At 57.3% G+C, this 22,548-nt stretch carries 3 protein-coding genes; 1 reads left to right on the top strand and 2 read right to left on the bottom strand.

What is annotated here, in order from left to right:
* Positions 1–180: 180 nt before the first annotated feature.
* Together rpmI and Poly59_RS22160 are read right to left on the bottom strand one after the other, a co-directional pair.
* Positions 181–402 carry a 50S ribosomal protein L35 gene (gene rpmI, locus Poly59_RS22165; protein ID WP_146536299.1) on the bottom strand — a complete coding sequence of 74 codons (222 nt, stop codon included), beginning with the start codon at positions 400–402 and terminating at the stop codon, positions 181–183.
* A gap of 288 nt (positions 403–690) precedes the next feature.
* A complete protein-coding gene (locus tag Poly59_RS22160; RefSeq protein WP_146536298.1) occupies positions 691–20,913 on the bottom strand; it encodes a tandem-95 repeat protein in 20,223 nt (6,740 codons plus the stop codon).
* A gap of 675 nt (positions 20,914–21,588) precedes the next feature.
* On the opposite strand from Poly59_RS22160, the gene Poly59_RS22155 reads away from it, so the two are divergent.
* Positions 21,589–22,530, top strand: a complete 942-nt coding sequence (locus tag Poly59_RS22155) for a sugar phosphate isomerase/epimerase family protein (protein WP_186776447.1) — start codon at positions 21,589–21,591, stop codon at positions 22,528–22,530.
* Positions 22,531–22,548: the final 18 nt, after the last annotated feature.

Here is a 22,548-nt window from a genome sequence, read left to right as displayed (position 1 = left end):
TTCCAATTCAGGCCCCGGGGATCAGCCGTCGCAAAGATTGCCACGGTCGCCGCGAAGTTCTGCCCAATTGGATGGGAAACGTATCCCGAGAGAAAAAAATAGGCCGGGCGGTTAGACCCGGCGATAGTCGTGAGCAGTCGTTGCAATCGGAAGAAAGCCGGTACGTGTCCGGCAATCGGCCTAGTAGCTGTTGCCAGCCAGTGCAGCGTGAATCGTTCGTTCCATGCACTCGTGGACACTGGTGGTTCCACGCAGGTTACGGCGACGCTTGCTGCTGAGGGCTTGAGCCAAGTGGCTCGTGCCGCTGCTGCGGTGCATCGCTTTACCCTTGGCGCTCAAACGGAAACGCTTCTTGGTGCCCTTGTGGGTCTTAACTTTGGTTTTCGCTTTAGCCTTGGTCATGGCTTATCCGGTCCGTCAAATGCGGTAAATGTGTCTGGATCGTAGTTTGGGCGAATTTTCCGCCGCTGGGAAGCTCCGCAGGATAGCGGAGTCATCCCGGTATGGGAAGTGCTCTTGGTAGGTATCGGCGCATTTAACCTCGCCGCCCCAACCGATTGCCACGCACCGCTGGACTCTGCATAGCCTACCTGGCTTATTGGGCCGGCAGGCCACTGTGAATGCAATGCTAGACAGCGTCCTTGGCACCGCGATTCCTTGCTCGCGGCACCGTATTTACCGTGGATCTGATTAGATCAGGTCCAAAATCGCCAGGTCGAAGACCGAATCATCATCGCTGTCGTCGTCGGTGTCTTCGGCCAACAAGTCGACAAGGTCGGCGTCGACCGCCACATTGCTGTCAAATCCGTTCGAACCGGCAAAGGTAGCGAACTTCGGTGCTGGCACCGAAATTTCGGGCGAGTCGTAATCGTCCCAACTGTCGAACGCATCACCTTGGACGTCGGTCGATTCAGCCACGGTCGCAACCAGATTGCCACCGCGAGTCGACGCCAGGTCGGCGACAATCGGCTGAGCAAACTTGTCACCACTGACCAATTCACCGCTCACCAACTCGCCACCGATAACCGCTGCTTGCGATCCGATGTGGTTGATGACCAGCAGTGCGTCCAGAGCCGTAATCGACAGGTTGCCGTTGACGTCGTAGAAGTTTGGTCCACGTTCGTCGGCACCGATCGAGATGCTGGAAACTCCACCGCTACGACCAAGTCGGTTGATGACCAACAAGGCATCCAGTGCAGTGACTTGGCCGTTGGCGTTGACGTCTCCGAACAGCAGTGGATTCTCGAGACCGCTTTCGACGATCTTGACGGACACCGATTGCGGCGCACTAACGTTTCCTTCGGTATCGGTCACCGTGTACTGGAACGTGTCGGTTCCGAAGAATCCGTCGTTCGGCACATAGGTGATCGTGCCGTCCGCTTGGACGGTGGCGACACCGTTTTGGCCCTGCGTCGAAACGACCAGTGACGATCGGTCCAATTCACCAACGACTGGCAGGTCATTGGCAAGCACGTCCGCCGATATCACATCGCCCGGAACACCACCCATCACGTCCGGCCCAGTTTGTGGCAGGCGTGTTGGGTTGATCGTGACAGTGGCCTGAGCACTTTGTTGTCCTAGGTTGTCGCTGATCGTGTAACGGAACGAGTCGCTGCCGGTGAAGGTGCTGAAAGGCGAGTATGCCAGTTCGACTTCGCCTGCACTGTTGATTTGTTTCGCCAGCGATCCAAATACCGGATCCAGTGTGATGATCAAGCTGTCCAGATCCAGCGTACCGTCGACATCAAAGTCATTGGTCAAAGGTTTGATGATGATCGGCTCGGTGAAGCTAATGATTTCCGGCGCTGGGACTAGGTCATCGACCACCGTCGGTGCGTCGTTGATTCCCGAGACGGTCAAGAACACGGTTCCAACCGGTGCCGGATCTTCGCCGTCGGCGTCAACGATCGAATACGTGAACGAGTCGCCAATCGTCGCACCTGGTGCAAGAGCTTGAATCGTGGTCGATGTCAGCGGGTTGTAACCGAACTCGCCCGTCGATGCGTTGTAAGTGACCGTCGCACCCAGCGAAGACATGAACGATGCCGGTGAAACGATCGCCAAGCTTTCGCCCGTCGTGGCTCCGCCGTCGGTTCCGAAGTCCGGATCCGTGTCGTTTGCCAGCAAGGCTGAGCCAGGGATTCGGATCTGCGTGTTTTCGTCAGTGTCGAGCGTGTCGTCGACCGCAACAGGCGAGTCGTCGACGTTGGCGATGCTGACGATGAACGAACGAGTCGTGGTGGCGTTATCGGCTGTCGTCGACAGGTCGCCGTCAAGTCCGCCGTCTTCGGTCGTGACCGTGATGGTCACATTGCCGAACGCATCCGCGACAGGCGTGAAATCGACGCTGCCGGTTGAATCAGGCGACGTGTAAGTCACTGTTGGATTCGCCACCAACAATGGGTTGTCGCTTGACGCCGTGATTCGGATCGGACCGGTTTCGCCGCCGCCGCCAGTGATGCCACTGAGCGGGACGGTATGCAGGCCCGAGTCTTCGTCGATCGATTGATCGCTGATCGCATCCATCGTCGGATCGTCGTTGACCGGCGTGATGGTAATATCGAATGAGCGAGTCGATAAACCGTTGTCGGCCGTTGTTGCGAGGTCGCCGTCTAGGCCACCGTCTTCGACCGTGACTGTCACCGTCGTGGTGCCAAACTGGTCGGCACCAGGAACGTAAGTCAGGACTCCGTCGACGCCCGGCGATGTGTAGTCAACCGAGACGCTGGAAATCAGCGTTGTGTCGCTGCTTGCCGCCGTCACTCGCAGTGGTCCCGATTCACCAGGGCCGTTGCTAATTCCGGTGATCAGCACTTCGGTCGGGCCTGCGTCTTCGATGGCCGTTTGGTCATCGATCACGCCGATGGTCGGTGCGTCATTGACTGGCGTGACGTTGATCACAAACGTTTCCGTCGTGACGCCGTTGTCGCCTGCCGTTGCAAGGTCTAGGTCCAATCCGCCGTCTTCGATCGTGACGACAATGGTTGCCGAGCCGAAACCGTCTGCAACCGGAGCGTAGTTGATCGAGCCGGTCGTTTCACCGTCGACATGGTTAATCGTCGGTGTTGGGATCAACGCGATGTTGTCGCTAGTGACCGACAATCGCAGCGGTTGCGTTTCGCCGCCGCCGGCGGTCAGGCCAGCGAGCGAAACGAATTGCGCCGGCGAGTCTTCTGGTAGCGTCACGTCGTCGATCGCCAGAATCGTTGGGGCGTCGTTGACCGGATTGACCGACACGACGAACGTTTGCTGAGTCGTCAAGTTGTCGGCCAACGTCACCAAGTCGTTGTCGGCACCGCCGTCTTCGACCGTGACCGTGATGGTCGCGGTTCCGAATTGGTCGGCACCAAGAGCGTAGTTGAGCGTGCCGGTTGGATCGTCCGAGGTGTAGTCGATCGTCGGATTGGCCACCAAGGACGGATTGTCGCTGGTTGCACGAACTCGCAAGTTTTGAGTTTCGTTCGGGCCGGCGGTGATGCCGTTGATGGTGATCGATTGCTGCGGCGCGTCTTCATCAAGCGTCACGTCGGCGATCGCATTGAGCGTCGGTTCGTCGTTGGTCGGATTGATGGTCAGCGTGAACGTACGAGTTGTCGTTCGGTTGTCCGCGGCCGTCGCAAAGTCGCCGTCTAGTCCAGCGTCTTCGACCGTCACCGTGATGTTCGTCGAACCAAAGCGGTCTTGGACAGGAGCGAACGTCAGCGTGCCGCTATTCGCCGGTGAGTTGTAAGTCACCGTTGGGTTGGCCACCAAAGTTGTGTCGCCGCTGGTGGCAAGCACTCGCAGCGATTGGTCTTCGTTACCACCGGCCAGGATGCCGGTTAGCGAGACGGTTTGGCCAACGGAGTCTTCGTCGATGTCTTGATTGGCGATCGGGTCAATCAGCGGCACGTCATTGACGGCGTTGACTCGCACGATAAACGTTCGTGTCACCATCAAGTTGTCGGCGGTCGTCGCTAGGTCGTTGTCCAAGCCAGCGTCTTCGACCACAACGGTCACGACTGCAACGCCAAAGGCATTTGCATTGGGCACCAAGTCGAACGACGCGTTTGCGTCGGGCGAGTTGTAGGTGATGACCGGATTCGGCAACAACGTCAGGTTGCTGCTGGTCGCGGTGACTCGCAGGTTCTGGTTTTCGCCGCCGCCTGCGGTGATTCCGGTCAGCACCACTGGTCGCACGGTGTCTTCCAACATCGTGACGGCGTTGGGTTGATTCAATGTCGGCACGTCGTTGACGGGCGAGATGTTGATCGTGACGGTTGCCGAATCGCTAAGCGGCGTCACAGTGCCGTTCAGGTTTTCGTCTTGCTGGACGCCTTCGTCAAAGATCGTGTAGACGAACGTGTCCACACCCGATGCATCAGCCGGTGGCGTGTACTGCAAGTTGCCGCCTGGCAAGAAGGTCACCGAGCCGCCCAAGGCGGTCGTGATTTCTTGTTGCAGGATCGTCAAATCGCCGTCGTTCAGACCGGACAATTCGTCGGTGGCATTGGCGGGGCCGTTGAAGTCGTTGGCGATCAATGATGCGATCGAAATCACAAGCGGCGTGTCTTCGACAGCCGTAACGGTATCGTCGTTGGCAACCGGTGCATCGTTCAGCGAAGTGACGGTGACGGTGAACATGGTCGTGGTGGTCACGTTGTCGGCCAGTGTCGACAAGTCGCCGTCGAGTCCGCCGTCTTCGACCAAAACAGTGATGTCCGTCGTGCCGGTTTGGTTCGGGTTCGGAACCAGATCCAGCGAGCCGAATACGTTGTCGGACGTGTAGGTGACGACCGGATTATTCATCAGCGTTTGATTGCTGCTGAGCGTGGTGACGCGAATCGGCTGAGTCTCATCGCCGCCGGCATCAATGCCAGTGAAGTCAACGATGCGGCTCGGCGTGTCTTCGGGAATCACGACATTGGCAATCGGATCGATCAGGGGTGGGTCATTGACCGTCAACAGGTCGATCGTCACGGTCGAAGTCGACATCATCGGAACCAAAGTTCGCGTTCCGTCGGTCGCCTCGTCGATGCCTTGGTCAACGATCGTGTATTCGAACGAATCGATACCCGACAGGTTGGCAGGTGGCAGATAACGCAGGTCGCCGTTGGGCAGGAAGATCACATTGCCGCCGAGTGCCGTGGTGATTGGTACTTGCAGGATCGTCAATTGACCGTCGTTGGTGCCGTCGAGTTCGTCAAACGCGGTCAGCGGTCCGTTGGTATCGTTGTTCGGATTCAGATTGGTGCCGAACAAGAAGTCGCGCGGGATGTCCAGCGGAATGTCTTCGGTGGGTACCGCACCGGCACCGCCAAAGAAGTCATTCCAACGCTGTGAAGTGGCACTGATCAGGTCGTCCGCCGATAGCGGCGCGTCGTTGCGAGCGAGCAAACGAACGTCGAACGTTTGTGTGAACGTTAGATTGTCGGCCGTGGTGGCAAAATCACCGTCCAAGCCAGCATCTTCAACCGTCACGCTGATGGTGATCGTTCCAGCGGCGTTCAGGTTCGGAACCAACGTCAACGTGCCAGCCACATCGTCCGATGTATATGTGACTTGTGGATCGTTCATCAGTGCTGTGTTGCTGCTTGTTGCAGTAACTCGTAAATCTTGCACTTCGGTTGGACCACCACCCGCGTCAATGCCGGACAAGACGACCGTGATCGACGGCGTGTCTTCGATGGCAATTTGATCTGCGATTGGATCGAGCAGCGGTGTGTCGTTGACGGCCGCCAAGTTGACGGTGATCGTCGCAACATGCGAAAGCGGAGCAGCGTTTTGGTTGCCTGAACCGTCTTCGTCGATGCCAGTGTCTGTGATCGTGTACTCGAACGTGTCCAAGCCGTAAACATTGGCTGCCGGCGTGTATTGCAGGTCGCCGTTGGCCAAGAACGTCACGGTGCTGCCAAGAGCCGTCGTGATGGTCGTCTCGGTAATCGTCAAGTCAGTGCTGTCGTTCGTGCCGTCACGTTCGTCGTTGACGCCATCGATCAAGTCAGCACCGGCCAGACGTGAGTTGCGATCGTTCGCCAACACAAAGTCGCGTGGGATCACAAACGGAATGTCTTCGGTCGGCACCGGAGCCGCGACTGGAGTTGCCAATCCGGCAAAGTACGCCAACCAATCGGCGCTGGTGCCGCTGACCAAATCGTCGGTCGCCACAGGAGCGTCGTTGATTGGACGGACCAGGATTCGGGCCGTTGCAGTTGCTGATTCAGGTGCGTTGAGGACATCCGCACCGCCTTGCGGCAATGGCGAGATGCCATCATCGGTAACCTTGAACCCGAACGAATCGAGTCGTCGTGCAGTCGCGTCGAGCGGGTTGTCGGCATTGAAGTCGGCACCCGGTGTGTAGACCAAGTCGATCAGGAAACCGTCGCTACCGAAGTTCGGGACGATCGTCCCGTTTGCCGTTGCGTATGCTTGGCCGACCACGACATTGGCAGCCGTGACGATGACGCCATCGATGTCCAGTTCTGTGATCTCAAGAACTTGGTTGGTTTCGTCAAGTGGCGAGGTGGTTTGCGCCGTTGACGCATCCGCCGCTGCCGAACCGATCAACTGAGTCTTTGTGATGGTCAGCGCCGTGTCCTCGAATGTTTCCCCCGAGTAATCGACGGCGCTCGGCGCGTCGTTGACCGGTGCAACTGTCAAGTTCACCGTTGCGGTGTGGTACTTCGGATGGCTGGTGCGAGTTCCATCGATCGCGACATCGAATCCTTCGTCGACGATCGTGTATTGGAACGAGTCGACGCCATAGAAGTCTTCGTCGCGAGTGTAGATCAGCGTGTTCGTCGCCGAATCGTACGAGACCGTGCCGCCGGCTGCGGTTGTCAACGGGAACGCTTGGAAGCCAACCGGGAATTCGGCCGGCAACGTGCCTGCTGGTACTTCCGTGACCAAGGTCACAACGCCATCGTTGCCATTGACTGGTCCGTTTTCGTCGGTTGCGCCGGTGCCGTTTGCACCGGTCGGGCCGGCTGTGTCGTTGGACAACAAGAACGTGACTGGGATGACAAAGTCGACGCCTTCGACAGGTCCCGGTGTCAAACTCGCCGACGGGATCGTATCGGTGTTCGCGACCGGCGAGTCGTTTTGCGGACGCACTTGGATCGTGACATCGGCTGTTGTGATTTCCGGCGATAGTGCTGGCGAGGCTGCATTGCCGTTGGGTAGCGTCGTCTTGCCATCGTCGGCCACCGTGAAGGTGAATCCGTCAAGCGACGGTGTGCCGCCCGTTCGCGGGTTATCTTCGTTGTACTGGGCGGCCGGAACGTAGACGACCGTGACGACTTGGTTGCCAGTGACCGTCACCGTGTAAGTGCCCGATTCGACGAATCCGCCGAGTCCGTCACTGACGTAGGCCGTGCCAACGTGATTGCCATCTTGCGGTACAAACGTGCTGTCCATTGGAACGATTTCGACGCTGGTTCCGGTCGCGTCCAGGATGTTGATCTGGATGACCGACAACGTTTGTTCCATTTCGTCCCAAGGTGCCGTTCGCAACAGAGCGTCATCTTGCGGCAACGCCCCGGCCAACAATTGTGCCTTGGTGATCGTAACCGTGCTGGCCGTGTTGGTGTCACTGAATTCCGTGGTGACAAACGCATTGTCAATCGCTAGCGGAACATCGTTGACTGGCGTGACCGTCAAAGACACCGTCGCCAGTTCGCTGCGAACCGGATACATCGCTGAGCCAGCCGTTTGCAAGGCTTCGATTCGATAGGTAAACGAGTCATCACCAAAGAAGTCTGGGTCGGGCTGATACTTGAATTGTCCGGTGACCGGGTCAAGCGTCAGTGTGCCATAGATTGGCCCATCAACCACTTGGTAAACGATGTTGGTCGCACCCGCATCGTTGTCATTGATTGCAACTCCTTGGCCGCCTGCGGACTGGTCCAACAAGACGTCTTCGTCGAACGTGTAAGCATCATCGCCCGCGACTGGCAAAGCAGCCTGTGCGACCACGACTTCGTAATCTTCGACTTCACCATCGACAGCCAATCCGTTCGGTCCCAAGTTCCCATCCGTGCTCAAGCGGAACCGAGCCCTTGTGTAACCCGACAAGGCTGCGTTGTTCGCGACCTGCGCATTCGCAGGAGTGAACAATGTCACCGAATTGAATCCGCCGACTACTGCTTCGTTGGTCAGAACTTGTTCGCCGACGTCGTTGAAATCGCCGTCGCCGTTGAAGTCGACCCATGCGTCCAACAGACCTGCGCCACTGGCTTCGACGAACAGTTCGGATCCACCGGGGGCGAGTGGGTTTAAGAAACTGGTCACTTCGCCAGTGATCGGGTCCAAGAAGACACCCGTGATCGTGCCGCTGCCGGGCACGTCGAACGAACCGATGAAGACACCGTCTTCGTCTTCTTGTGCGACCAAAGTGATAACGGTAGTTCCCACGACATGGTCCGGTACCGCTTGCACGTTTCGTGCGAGCAATTCGACGGCCATCTTGTCGCTTAGCAGATCGGTGATTTCTGCAAGCGTTGCGCCAGCTGGGTATTCGACTGGAATGCGTCCGGCTGCGACCGAGCCACCCGCGACGACCAATTCGAAAGTCGCTGTGAATCCGTTGGCAGCGACCGAGATGTTGTCGCCAACGGCAGGTGCGGTCGCCAACGTGATCGTGACGTCGGAACCAGCAGGAGCGATCACGAACGGTCCATCACCCGCTTCGCGAACGTTGCCGTCGATCAACAGAATCGCTGCGGCATCGTCCGAGTCGACACCGGTTGGATCGGTTTCGCCGTCAACGTACTTGCCCAGTCGAGGCGATTCTTCGTTCACCAGCGCGTGACGGGCACCGTTGTTGTCAAACAGCGATCGGTAGGTGTCGGTCGCGGTGGTCGAGTCGCCGAAGTCCAGGTCGACGTCGGGCATTACAATCGTGAACCGAGTCTGTCCATCGGCGCGGTTTGGTTGCAAACGGTTGCCAGCCAAGTCAGCGATCGGGTTGATCGTACTGCTGTCGGGCAGGGTTAGCAGTTCGTTCAGCATCACGATTTCATAAACCGCATCTGGACGCCAAATTCCTGCCGCAGGCGTCAATCGCATGGTGCGATTGGCCACGTTGTAAGCGAACGTGTATTCGGTTCCCGCGACAAGTTCGCGACCGTTTTCGATCAATACGACTTGGTCAGGCGTGATCGTGCCCGAGTTGGGGCCCATGCCTGATCCGTCGTTGATCAAGACTTCAAAGAAGTTGAAAACACCTTCGCTCAATTGCAAGAACGTGTTGGTGCGATCGATGTCGATGAAGTCGGTGTCGTTATCGCCAGGAACGATGATCACAGCGGTTGGACCGATCGAGTCGGATCGGTCCAGTGCACCACGGTCGATGTCGACGTTGCTGCCTTGTCCGGATGTCGTTGCACCGTCGCCACGAATCTGGCCTGCCAAGTCACGCTGGGTGACAACGATCGGGCTGCGAGGGATGCCAAGCGAGTCTTTGACGTCGATGATCGACGTGCGATCCAGTTGGCTGCCGATGCTGCTGTCGATCAAGACGCTGCCTGCGGCTGGATAAAAGTTCGGGTTGCCAGCTGACAAACCAAAATTCGCGTCGCTCGGATTAACGAACAGCGGGCCGGCCGGATTGACGATCGCTTCAGTGCCTGTGCCGCCCAATCCAACTGAGTTCTGTCCGTTACCGCTATAGACCGTGGCGCGAATGACCGTCGGGCCTTCGTTGGTGCCACGAAGTCCGATGCCATTGTCGATCAACACGTTGTTCAGCAACGTCGGTGCAGCCCGGTTGCCGATGTCGATACCGACATCCGAGTTGTAGATCGTGTTGTTGAGGATTCGCGAATAGACGTTCGGTCCGCCGTCTGCTGGATTGCCGGTGAGGTTGATACCAGTACCGTTGCTGATCAGCAAGTTGTTTTGCACAACCGCGCCATGCACCAAGTCTTCATTTGAGAGCGTTGGCAGGTTCATCACTGCACCCGGTTTTGGCCGGTTGCCCTCGCCGGGAACCTTGACGCCCGGAGTCACTTCGCCGGCTGAGATGTCGACGGCCGTATCGGACGAGAAGCTAATCACGTTCGAATCGACAATGAAGACACCTTGGTCGCGAGTCCGATTTCTGTCGCCGTTATCGACGCCGCGGACGATGTTGCCACCGGTAACGACACCGGTCAGGTGGGTTTGGCCGCTCTGTGGCGATGCCAAGTTGATTCCGCCCAGTGCGGTCGCAGCCAGGTAACCGTGAATCAAGATCGTTGGGTCCGTCGGATCATTCCGTTCGCCACTGCTCGAGGTCGCCTCGGCACCTAGGACCGATTGAACCGACGAGCTGTTGATCGCGTTGCGGATTCGGTCCGCAATGTCGCCGGCGGTGTCGGACACCAGGTAATCGATCGAGACGTTCGTTGGCGAAGGCGTCGATGTCAACGCGGCGATCGTGACGTCGTTGAATTCAAACGTTAGCGTTTCGGATCCGTTGGACAGCGTGAAGGTGTCGCCATCAACAATTTCGGCACCGGTGTGCTCGACGATGATGTTGAAACCTTCGGCCAAACGTTCGTTGATTTGAACGCGAGCGTCTTTGCCTGTGTTGTCGTCGCCAAGGTATTCGCGACCAAGTCGGAATTCGATTTGGTAGGCACCTTCGGTGATTTCGACGCTGATCGGTCGCGTTTCATCACGAAGGGCGTCATAGAACAATGGTTCGAAGAACGGATCGTCGACCAGCGCGGTGCCTTGCGTGCTATTGGTGAAGCTTTCGCCTCGGTCCGCCAAGCCGATGATGATGTCGTCGATGTAGACGCCCATGTCACCGCCGAGTCCACGGGACCGTTCACCCGCGCGCAGCAAATCATTCAGACCATTGCCGCCGGTGTACACACCAAACTCGGCGCCCGGCAGATTTGAACCACCCGCGTTTTCGCCATTGATCAACGTGAATGCACGTCCGGAAACATTGGTCACCGGTGCACCGTCAAGCGATACATGCAATCGATAGAAACCGCCGTTCGGCACCGGTGATCCGGTGATTCCGCCCGCGGTGGTGCTCGATGGGAACGCAGCGACTCCGATGATGTAGGTGCCCGGCGCGGTGAACGTATGGGTTATGAACGAGTCCAGGTTGCTGGTCGAACCGCTGTCACCACCGGCGTCGTCGTTCCCGTTCAGCGGGGTGCCCGCCGCGTCGTACAAGTGCAGTTCCGTGTCGAATGCACCGGCGTCAATGTCGAACGTGGCGGTATCGCCAGCATTCTGCACCGTGAACGAGAAGTAATCGTACGTGTTGTCGCCGATTCCATTGATCGTTTGGTGAGGCCGCGTGGTGCTGTTGGTGATATCAACATTGGTCTGCAATGTCCAAGCGTTTCCGTCCAGACTTTGGGCCGTTGCAATCGTGTCGTTGCCAGGGGTCGAAACCGGATTGGTCGTCGACGTTTGTGAAATCGCTAGATCGTAAATTCGGACGGCGCTAGTGTTTCCTACAACCGGGAACGCCGCCAAACTGGCTGGTGCGTCGGCATAGTGAATCGTGTCGGCGAATGCTTGTTGGATGGCATCGCGAACTTCGATCTCGGTCATGCCAATGTTGATGGGAATGATCGTGTCGGCGGCACCCGAAACGTTGGGTGTACCGACGATTAGAGCATTGACGGTTCCGAAGTTGTATCCACCTACAGCCGCCTCGGCGGTGAAACCGACCCACGACGGATGCGATGTGCTGCGAACTGCTGTGCCGCCGATCATGTTGGCCACACGAGTCGCCACTTGTTCGGGCGAATCGGTTGCCTGGACGATTACTCCGTTGGCCTGCGCAGTTTGCGACAAGATGGCGATGCGAGTGCCATTCGGACGAGTCAACTCGATCCCGCCTGCAGCGATCACTTGCGCACCCGATGGCATTTGAACGACCAAACCTTGGTTAAATTCAAATGTGCGAATCTGGTTGGTTAACGCGTCGCCTTGGTTCGTTACCGCTGCGTCGGGCATCAACCCGGTCAGCGTTAACGAGTGACCGTCAAGGATTTGGTCGCCTGGCAACGCTTGAATTTCGCTTTGGTCCGGACGAGCTTCGCCGGCTGTCGAGAAATCGAATCGGATCTGAACGTTCTCTTGGCCCGCCCATGGTCCCAGGTCAATTCTCGCTTGGCGGAAAACGTCGCCATCGAACAATTCCTGGACGAAACGCTGGTCGGCAACGTCCGTGTAACCATTGCTGCCGACGGGATCGTATTCATGAACGTTGCCGCGGCTGTCGTCCCAGACGCGACCATTGATGTTGTCGTCCATGTTGTTGGTCGCGACCAGACGCCAGATGCCGTCTTCGCCCGCTACTGAGACTCGCAACGAATCACGCATCACGTCGTCCAAACCGTCAGCGTTGAATCCGCCGGTCGGATCATCGTCGGCGTTGACATTTTCGCTGTTAAGCAAGTAGGTGAAGTACAACGTCGGCAAATCGTCGGACGAAAATCCGGCCAAATTCAACGTGTTACTTTGCACGCTGCCGTGCGCACCACCGATGAAGTTGTATCCGCTGAATCCTTGCAGATCGTCGGCGTCCAAGTCGTTGTTGCCGTCCGAGTCACCGCTGACAATGTCGGTCGACAAGTGGTTGTAGTCGTCGTTGAGCGCGTCGAACCCGAAGCGGATCGATCCGCCACCGATAACCGACGGCCGATCGGTAAGTGCACCCATGCCGTGTCCGACCGTCGTGCGTTCGGTGTCGGTGATGTGCCACAACGATTGATCCAGCGGGCTGAAGAACAGTCCCGCGAACTCGCCTGCTGCTTGGTTGTTATCGACGGCAACCGAGTCACCCCCGAATGCTAGGATCGGCTGAGTCGTTTGGGCTGCCAAGTCAATCGCATAGAAGCGGCGCACTGCGTCAGCTTCGCCAACTTGGCGACCGACACCGTAGTACAGGCCGCTGATCCCGATTGGATCGTTGGCGGCGTCAACAAAGTTGGCTGGACCGCGAGTGATCTGTTCAAACTGAATTGCGTTGCCGCCCGAGTCCGCGATGATTTGGGCAAGCGTCGGATCGACGATCAGCGTCGGGAAACCTTCAATGTCACCCGCGTTGTATAGACCGCCCGCGTTGGTGCGAATGGTCATTTCCCAAACCGCACCGCTGTCGGTGAATGCGTACAACGTGTTGGCATCGCCGACCGCAGTGACCAGCGATGTTACATTTCCCGTCGGCAGCAAGGTGGCTGGTGAAATTTTGGGAATCTGAACCTGCGCGACAACGTTTGTACCGGCCCAAGGTGTTTCGTCGGGAAAGTACGGGTTGCCGCTGTTGTTGCCGTTGAAATCGTTCCGCAAATCAAAGTCCAGCGGATCGGACGATTCGAAACCGCCAATCATGTTCCGGTTACGGCGGCTAATTGCTTCACCGGTGGCGGCGTCAAGCAAGTAGATCATGTTGTCGGCGTCTCGCAATTCGCCGGGGCCGTTGACGTTATTGCCGTTGGCTGGGTCGGTGCCGACTGTCATGCCATCGAACGGCCCGCGATTGGCTACGCCGTAGAGAAAACGGTTTTCGTTGGTCGGGCTGTTGTAGAACGCCATGCTGACGAACTCGGTTCCCTCGTTGTCTAACCGGTTCGTGTTGGCCGGGTTTGCCCCAGTAGTTCGGAAGAACTCGTACGTTGCGATGCCAGTGCTTGCTAGCGCCGTTACCACGCCTTCTGACGAAACCGAATAGGTGTTCGACGTGTTGCCGTCGTTCTGCGTCGCCGCGTTGCCACGGTTGCCGATGGCAATGATTCGTCCGTCGGTCGACTGAGCGACTGCGCCAATGTTGGCACCAGTCGTGAAGTCTTCGATGATCGCGTCGTGGCGACCGGTCAACGGGTTGTAGATTGAGATTCGGGCTTGCCCGGTGGTATTCGCATCTTCGCGGAACGTTATCAGCGGAATGTCGCCGAATTGCCACGGAACGATATTGCTGCCGTCATCGGCAAAGCCAACTTGCAACGCTTGGGGGCCTTGGACAACTGATGGAACGGGCGTCTGGTCGGCGCCGTTACCGGGGTCATAATCGAATCGGTCATCGATGATTCGAACTGCCGAATCGATTGGCTCCAGTCGTGCCAGCGTGTTGGCCGCGTTGGCATTGAAGAATTGTGCCATGTCAGCCGGAACCTGTTCCGGTCCAGCCAGAACCAGTTGGTAGTCGCCGTCGGGTGACAATTCGATCGGTCCGATATACGCATCACGCGAACCAAAGGATCCGCGCGATCCATCGGTCGCCGTTGAAGGTTGTCCGGGAATAATCGGTGTCAAACGGTCGTCCGAGATGTTCGAATCGGTACCGATCGCGATCAACGTTGTGCCGTCAAACAAGTACGCGCTTGTGTTGGGGCGCGTTAAACCATCGGCATAGTCGACGTCGATCATCAAAGAGATATTGTTGGTCGTTGGTCGGAGGCCTTGCAGCCCATCGCGGTTGACCGTGAAGGTATAGACGTCGGGTGGCGACGTACCGTTGTTTGCAGAAAACACACCACTGGCCGAGACCGCGCCGCGGTCCGTATTGGCGAGGCTTCCCAGGTCAAGCAAACCGCCGGGGTGATTCAGTTCGCCCGCGATGGGAGAGTGGGCGGGCAAGCCTGTTGCCAGGATTGCAGTCGTGGCGTAACGCAAATCAGCGTAACGAACCACACTGCCCGAGAACTCGTCGGTTTCTCGCAAACGAAGTTGCAGTTGATATCCGCCGGACGTTTTGCCGCCCGCGATCAGGCTGCTGTTGATACCTGCCAGCGTGGTGTAGTTGGCTGTCGGATTTGCACTTCGGACGCGTACATAGAATGTGTTGCGAGTGCCGGTCGTGCCCGGCAGGATCACTCGCATTCCCGAGTCGCCGTCGTTGGTCGAATACAGATCCAAGTAGTCGCCGGTGGCGCTGGTGAACGCATCTTGGTCCTTTCGCATCGGTAGCGCGTGACCAGATCGCATCAGCGTCGTATTGGTGTACGACAGCGCGCCGTTTGCCGATTCCGTTCGCGAGTTCTGGCTCAACGCGAGCACTCGGCCGTTGCCGTCGATCAGTTCTAAAACCGTGTCAAGACTTGGGTCAGTCAAGTCAATGTCCAACCAAACTGCTGTGCCGGCGACACCTTCGAAACTGTACAGGTCCTTGTCGGTGTCGGCCGCGATTGCACCGTGAACGGTGAAGCCCAAACGAATGTTCTCGTCGCCTGACTTTTCGTCCGCGGCTAGCAGCCCTAACTCTTGATGTTCGCCAATCGCCGCGTTCGAGTCACCAAAGCCGGTGATCAAGCCTTCGCGTTCAGTCGCCGTGGCGACGTTACGGTCATTGCTGTATTCGTCGAAACGCAGTCCTTGCCAATCGCCCGCTTGTGGACCATTGGTGGTGGGAATCGTTTCGGTTTGCGGTGCACCGCTCGGCGTGAAGCCAGCGCCGATCGTATTGTCCTGAAGCGCTGTGATGACCACCGGGAAACCAGGTTGACCCAACACAATCAAACGGCCGCCAATGCGATCGTCGATGTCCAGCGATCGACCGGTCGCCAAGATTTCAGCGTTATCGGCTTTGACGACCAGCGACTCAGTCGAGCTGCTTTCCAGTCGCATCCCGCCGAAGGTGTGCAAGTCACCAATTTCGATATCGTTGCGCAGCACGTGCACAATGTCGGTGTCGTCCCAAACCACTTCGGTGGTCAACACCTCGCCGCGAACGGTCAAGCCGTTGACGTCGTTGCCCGAAAGCGTGTTGCCGCGGAAGATTGGACCGTTGTTGGCCGGTGGGATTTCGTAGAGGTCGATGTCGCCGGTTTGACGACCCGAGTCCGACTTGAAGTTTGACGTCATCGAGTTGACGTTGATGCTGATTGCCGAACCAGCGTTGTTGACGAACGTGTTGCCTACGATCGTCGGCTGAGTGCTGGTGAAGTACAGGGTGCCGGCCGCGTTCGGCGCAAAGTCGCGTCGTGCGTTGCCTTGAGTGCCACCGGCACCGTCTGCGTTGTCTTCGAAGATTGTGTTGGCGATACGTACTTCACCCTGATGAACTTGGATCGTGTTGAACGATGCAGTGCCACCGTTGACACCGGTAACGCCACCACCGAACGCGATGTACGCGTTATCGATGCTAATGCGGCTGGTCGGTGCACCGTAAATGCCTGCCCACTCACCGGGCGACGCTGTGCTGGTTCCATTGCCGTCGGTATCGAACGTGCCACCGGCACCGTAACGATCGTCGCTGCGACCGGTCATCACGATTTCGCGTCCTTCGACGCCTTCAGCAATCAAAGTCGCACCGAAACCTAGCTCGATCCGAGCACCTTGGTTCTTGATCAATGTGCCGGGATCGATCACCAATGTGCCATCGGGACGACCGTGGACCACGGCTGCGTCGGCTGTGTTCAGTTTCGCTGCCGACGGGGCTGGCGTGGTCAAATTATCGATGTGGTCACGCGAGGACTTATCGAGTTCGGCAACCAGCAAGAAGTCGCCAGCACCGACGCTGCGGTACAGACGCCGAGCAACATATTTGCCGCTGGCGACTGGGATATTTGTTAGGCTGACCTGTTGGTTCGCTGTAACCGTGGCTGTTTGTGGAAGCGAGCCTGGGCTCTCGTAACCAAATTCATCAACGTAGGTGAAGCTATATCGGTAGGTTCCCGCGGCCAATGCTCCGCCGGCCATTGGCGCAACGCCAAGGATCGGGCTGGGGCGACGCGAGTCTTCGACGGGACCACCGGCGTTGCCGTCGATTAACACATTCTCGCTCAACACGTGAACGATGTCTGTGTCATCAAAGCGAGCCGTGACGGTCAGTGTTTCGATGCCGCCACCGGCCGGCGTATCGATGCGAACGAACAGGCCGTTGGTCGAGTTGCCAATCAGCGTGTTGCCGTAGATGCTCGGCCCTTGGCGGTCATAATCCGATGCGAAACCGTTCCCCGAAACCGACGAACGTTGGAAACGTGGCTCGGTGAATGTCGTGACTTCGAACGTGTTCGGGTCGGCTGACATTGCCGCGCCGCTGCTGGTCGTGATCGTGTTGTACGAGATCTCGGGACGAGCTTCCGATAGATAAATCGGATCGATGTTTCGACCGATCGTCGATACCGTGCCACCGCCGAACGAGAACTGGGCGTGGTTGATGTAGTTCTGGAAAATGCCCTGTCGTGACAGGTCGCCACGGCCTTGGACGCGGTCAACATCGGCGCGGATTTCGATACCGCCCCAGTCACCGTTGCCAACTGCCGTGTTCAGAATGTTGCTGTTGGATCCCAGCGTGCGATCGTTATAGCTGGTGAAGTAGACCGGGATTTCGGGCGTGCCTTGGACCGAAATTGATCCTTCGCTGCGATCGTTCCCGTCATCGTCGCTGCCGACCGAAACGCGGCTGTCCAAGAACTTCATCACGACACCGGCGTCGACCACCAAATGGACACCGCCAGGCAGGATCAGGTTGCGGCCGTCATCAAGCGTTCGATTGAGCGATTGAATGATGCCGATTTCGTAAGCCAAGTTGTCCGCTGGCGTTGCAATGTCAGCGTCCGTGCCGCCGTTTGGCAACAATCGAACCACGACCCCGTCACCACCGCTAGCCGCAACAGCGACTTCGGCGGCTGCGAGTGCCGCAGGTATGTTCGTGTACGGATTCGTTAGCGACCCTAGCGCACCGCCGCCCGTGCCACCCGCCTTGTTGACATAAATCGTGGTCGAATCGATCGGTTCGAACCAGAAATCGTAGATGCCGCCTTCGGTGCCATCACGGTCACCGTCAATCAGGCTGCCATCGACGTCCGTCATCGTCGTCGCCGATTCACTCTTGAAATCGACTCGCAATTCGTAGGCACCCTCGCTGGTACCACCGGCGGCCGTCAGACCCGAATTGGGATCGTAAAGCGAGTTGCCTTCCGACGAAACGCCGACAAAGAAATTGCCGGGAGTCACCGAGAACTCGATGAACGAATCGGAGCCGAAGTAGTCTTCGTTGGACGAAACGAGTTGCAGTTTGCCCGTGGCGTCTTCGCGGTAAAGCGAAAGACGCGTGTCCAACAAACTGGCGTCCGCCAACCGTTGAGCCATCGTTTGAATCTTCAGCACACCGTTTTCGGTGACGTTGATGCGGTACAGGTCAACATCGAGCGACTCGAGTTGATGCAAGTATGCGCCGTGAATGATGTCGGATTCGCCCGGGAATTCCCATTCGGTGCCGGGGCCCGATCGAGTCGAATCAGGATAGTTTCCATTGCCGCCCTGGATGGTTCCAGGAACCAAATCGTATGCATGTCCGAGTCCGATCGCGTGACCAATTTCGTGCAATGCGACATCAAAGAAGCCTTGTCCGAATTGATTCGATTGCGAATTCGTAAAGTCGAGCGCGTCCATCGTTACTCCGCCGGGGCCGCCCAATCCGGCCGTTCCGCCGGGGCCACTGACGGTCGTCGGGTCGGCTGTCGACAAGTCGCCGACAATCAGCCGCAGTCCGGAGCTCTCGGTCTCGTAGAAATCGATGCCCAAGCGAGCGCTGTAGATGTCCAAAATCTCGAGGAAGCGTTTCTCTTGTTCCGCGTTCATCTGGTTGAACAACGCGTCGCCTTGGCTGTTCACACCGTACGAAGAGTTTCGCAGGAACGTATACGGAATCGATGTGATCGAATTGTTCGAGTCACGCGATCCGGGACTGATGTAGTGGTCTTCGACTTCGATATCGCGGTGGCCGGGTTCCAAAATGCCGCCCGCATTGTCGACCATTGGCGTGACTTGAGTCGCGCCGATGTTCGAGATCCGTTGGCCGACGATCACGGTCGACCAATTGCCCGTTGGCGAAGCCGTAACATTCGTCGCAGTCGCTTTGGTTAGGCCTGGCTCGGCGCCTGCAACCGTTTGTCGAACGACATTGATTGTGGTGAAGTCCGAATTGTCACCTACACGAAGACGCAGCGAGTCACCGTCGGCGACATACGTGTCTAAGTTGGCTGGGTATGTCAACGTGACTTTGCGAGCCACCGTATCGACGACGACGGACGACGGAATCACGATGGTGTCGTCTTCGGTTGTTACCGTGTTTTGAGTATCGATCAGTTGATAGAACGCCGCGTTACCAATCGTTGAACCGGCGCGGAACAAGTCCGCATCGTCAAAGTAGACGTCGATTTGGTTCGCACTCGCTGCGCCACCTACGATCGGTTGTGGAACAACGGCGATCACCTTGGCACCGAGTTCGACTTCGAACGCGATCACTTCACGCGTCAGCAGCGGGTCGCCGGCGACCGGTTCAGGTGAAGATGGCAAGAACGGAATGCCAGCCACGCTGGTCAGTTCCGAAGTGACCGATACCTGGAAAAAACCGTCCTTGAGGTTTTCGGCAAAGCGAACGACAGCGTTTCGTCCAGCGCTGTCCAAACCGGTGTAACCGATTTTTACTTCGACGGCGTCGACGGCAAAGTTACCCGATTCACTGTACTGAACTGAGATTGCGCCGAGCGTGGCAGGGTCGATGGCGTGCGTACCGCCGAACGTCAACGTCAACTCATTCGGCGCGGTGTGACGAACGTTGCTGAACTGGTCTGCCGGGTCCAAATCGAACAGGTCGCCACCGTTGGTCGCCACAGCGATCAGCGACGGGTCGGACAAGTCCGAACGCTGTGCGGTTAGCGTGTAGAACTGTGTTTGCGTGACATCGCCTGCGATCATGCCATTGGTCGAATTGCCAATCACCGCAATTTTGTATTTGCCGGACTGAGTGATCACGGTTGCCGCAGCAACTTCGTTTCCGCCTAAGCCGTTAACGTCGCGCGACAACAACAACGTGCCGCTTTCGTCGTACAGTTCGAAACTCAGGTCGCTGTTTCGTTTTGTGTTGCGGTTGACGTTCGTCGCGTTGTTGTCGTCATCGGGACCGACGATGTATTGTTGTCCGTCGGGCGCCACCGCCAGTGTCAGCAACTGGCCTGCTTCGATGTCAAAGCTGTACCAGTCGATATCCGAATTGCTGTCGATCGAAACATTTGACAACTGGATCGGCGTCTCGTCGAGCACGCCCAGATCGGCCGCGGTCGCACTGGTGTCATTGTTGGTGAATCGGTCGCCGTAAAGGCTGTTGATTGCCAACAAATCATCGTGCTGAGCCCCATGGTAGGCGAGCGAAACCGTTGGTTCCATCAATTTGGACTGGTTGACTGGTGCGACATGCAGCAGACCAAGCCCGTGGCCGATCTCGTGCATCAGCACATTGTGCAGAGCACGGTTCTCGCCATTTGCGCCGTTCGAATTGTTTTGGTAAAAGACGTCGGCCGTGTCGAAGACGACGTCACCATCGACACCGTTGTTGCCGTTGCCGGTCGGAATGAACGCATAGGCAAGAACGCCAAAGTTGCCGTCGATATTGGCACCGCCGATGCGAATGTCACCGCGCGTGCCGGTCACGCCGCCGCCCTGGCCGCCTTGTGCGACTCCGTCGTCATTTGGTTCGTAGACAAACGTCAAGCCAGAGTTCTGTTCCCACTCGTCAAATGCATTCTGGAACAATGGGAACCACGGTCGCGACTGGATTGTGGCACCACTACCACCGTACAGTCCGTCCAAGAACGCGATCAAATTGCTTTGAGCAGGCGATGCACTGCCCGCGACATCGGTCGAGTCCGGCACAAAACTCCACGAGATCGTCGATCCATCGCCCATGTTCGGGCTTGTGCCGACGCTGGTGTTGACCCAACGCGATGCCGACAAATTGATCGGGCTGCTCGAATCGCCAGGCGCTGGCGACGGTGAATCGTCGTGGTCCTGTTCCCATTGGTCGATGTAGTCCTGAGGCGTACCTGGCGCGAATATTGCATGTGGTTCCGCAGTGACGGTTCCCAATAATTCGGCAGCTAGCAGCTCACGCCGCTCAAGTGACTCCAACTGCAAACGTCGTTTTTCGGTACGAAGCTGGCGCCGCGTTTTCGCGGTTGGTCGAGGTTGGACCATGGGTGAGGATGCTCTGCAGGATGAAAATAAGGAAAGACGTAAACGTGAGAAGAGCCAGCCCCATAGCGGCGCAGGTCTGGACGTTCACCAGGGTCCGAGGGTAATTCCCCTGCCCCCAAAAAGCAAAAGTCGGATCGGCCAAGTATCCCGAAATTAGGGGGATTTCGCCCTCTGTTCGTTGCCCAGCAGTCGAGCCGGACGAGGCCAATGCGGGGGAAAATGCGGCCCGCAAAAGAAACGCAAACTGAGTTAACCAAACGAACGCCCGGTCTAGCAAAAACGCTTTTTGCCAATTTGGCATTCGCTTTACCCCCCCGGGTGAGTGGAAATAATGTCGGTTGTGTCAGTCTATCGGATTATTAGGAACGGCTTTGGTGGATAAAAGTTCCCTAAAAGAATCCAATCATGAGATTTTTTCCTCAAGTTGGCTCGCCTTCGGGGGGGGACGTCAAAACGCGAGCGGAGTTCTTAAAGAAGACTTCAAATTCTCATTCAGCGAGCCTCGCCGGGTGGGGTTATTGAACCACCCGGCAACCTTGGGCTGATTAAGATTTTCGTTTCGATTCCAAAACGCTCTCCAAGATCGCTATCATGCACAACCTTGATTTGCGTCGTATCGGTTCCGTGTCGCCCATTGGTTCTGTGTCACCCAATTTTCCTTTGGTAGTTGTCCCTGTGAAAACGAACCGTCGTAACTTTATCGCAACGTCTGGTTGCGCGGCCTGTGCATCGGCAATCGGATCGCTGGTTGCGGGACCTCTCGTCCTTCCGCCGGCCGCGGCCCAAGATCCGAGCGAGTCGTCGGCAGCGCGAAAACCTCGAATTGGCGTTTTCACAAAGCCGCTGAATTCTCTCTCGTTTGACGAATTGGCCGATTCAATGGCGGAAGCGGGTTTCGATGGCATCGAAGCGCCGGTTCGCGAAGGCGGTAACGTCGAACCCGAATCTGTCGAAGAAGACCTGCCGCGACTGGTCGAAGCGCTCGGCAAACGTGATTTGACGGTAATGGTGTTGACCTCGGACATCAACGACGCGTCGGACCCGCTGACTGAGCGAGTGCTGCGAACGGCCGCAACGCTGGGGATCACCAAGTATCGAATGCAGTACTTGAAATACGAATTGAACCGCGATATCGCCGCGCAGATCGAAGCGTGGCGTCCTCAGCTTCGCGACCTGGCCGCGATGAACCACGACTTCGGCGTCCAAGGTCTCTACCAGAATCACGCCGGCAATAAATACTTTGGTTCGTCGATTTGGGACCTGCACATTGGCCTTGATGGAATTGACACGGCCGACATTAGCGTCGCCTACGACATTCGTCACGCAATCGCCGAAGGTGGCATGTCGTGGCCGGTCGCACTAAATCTGATTCGCCCCAAGATTGGAGCGATCTACGTGAAAGATTTCCGCTGGGATGGCAACCGTTTGGTCAACGTGCCACTGGGTGAAGGACGCGTCGGCAAAGAAGAGGTCGGTGCGTTGCGTTTGAACACATTTGACGGCCCAGTCTCTTTGCACGAAGAGTACATTGATCACAAGGATCCCGCGTTGGTGCCAAAGCATCTGGCCGCCATGAAGTCGGATTTGAACCTATTGCGATCCTGGATCGAAAACTAGCTTTCGAAACTCGCTATC

The organism is Rubripirellula reticaptiva, from assembly GCF_007860175.1.
Lineage (GTDB): Bacteria > Planctomycetota > Planctomycetia > Pirellulales > Pirellulaceae > Rubripirellula > Rubripirellula reticaptiva.
The sequence above is the reverse complement of the archived record's forward strand: the minus strand, read 5'-3'. Positions and strand labels throughout refer to the sequence as shown.

Coding starts and splice junctions, on each gene's coding strand:
- rpmI (WP_146536299.1), bottom strand. CDS start 402: ATGACCAAGGCTAAAGCGAAAACCAAAGTTAAGACCCACAAGGGCACC.
- Poly59_RS22160 (WP_146536298.1), bottom strand. CDS start 20,913: ATGGTCCAACCTCGACCAACCGCGAAAACGCGGCGCCAGCTTCGTACC.